Annotated in this window: 1 protein-coding gene; it reads right to left on the bottom strand. The window is 76.7% G+C overall.

Annotated features, from left to right (window positions below; genetic code table 11):
* Window positions 1-208 precede the first annotated feature (208 nt).
* Window positions 209-721: an NUDIX hydrolase gene (locus tag HUW36_RS33615; protein ID WP_174531671.1), complete on the bottom strand. Its 513-nt coding sequence runs from the start codon at window positions 719-721 to the stop codon at window positions 209-211.
* Window positions 722-875: the final 154 nt, after the last annotated feature.

Here is an 875-nt window from a genome sequence, read left to right on the forward strand (position 1 = left end):
CGCCGAGCGCCTCGGCGAGCGCCGCCCGGTCCTGGCCGGTGGCGGCCGGGCCGGTCAGCGCCAGCAGCAGCCAGGCGCCCAGCGGGGAGGCGACGTGGTGGGTGTCGCCGGCGGCGTCGTGCAGCCGCTCGGCGTAGTGGGCCAGAGGTGCGTCGAGAGGATTCACCCGACCCACTCTGCCCGCCGGCCGGGCCACCGGCACGTCCGCTCAGGACCAGAGTTCGAACGGTTCGTCGATCTCCTCGCCGGCCAGGAACGCCGCCAGCAGTTCGGGCAGCCGCCCCGGATAGCAGCGCGGCCGGTCGGCGAGCACCTCGGCCACCGGCCACCACCGGAACCCGAAGTAGTCCTCCACCTCGTAGTCCATCCGCTCCGCCCCGTCCACGTCCGGCCCGGGCCCGGGCAGCCGCACCGGCACCACCACCTCGTCCTGCAGGTGTCGCCGCTGCCGGTGCCGGAAACTGGCCCGCCGCCGCCAGGTGGGTGCGCCGATCTCGTCCGGCGCGACCACGATGCCGGTCTCCTCCCGCAGTTCGCGCACCGCCGCCTCCCGGTACGTCTCGCCCGGGTCCAGCCCGCCGCCGGGCAGCTCCCACCACACCCCCAGGTCGGGGTGCTCCGGGTCGCGGGTGTGGAACAGCAGCAGCCGGTCGGCGGCGTCGAGGACCACCAGCCGGACCGCCGTCCGCTCGAACAGGGGCAGGTCGCGAGGAAGCTCCACGCCCCCAGCGTAGGGTCGCGTCAGCCCACCCGGGGGGCGGCCCGTTCGGCGCCGCAGCGGGGGCAGCGCACCCGGGTCGCCGTCGTCGCGTGCGGCACGCGCAGCCGCTGCCCGCAGCGGCAGGTGACGACCACGGACCGCAGCGCGCGCAGGT

The organism is Micromonospora maritima, from assembly GCF_902825405.1.
Lineage (GTDB): Bacteria > Actinomycetota > Actinomycetes > Mycobacteriales > Micromonosporaceae > Micromonospora > Micromonospora maritima.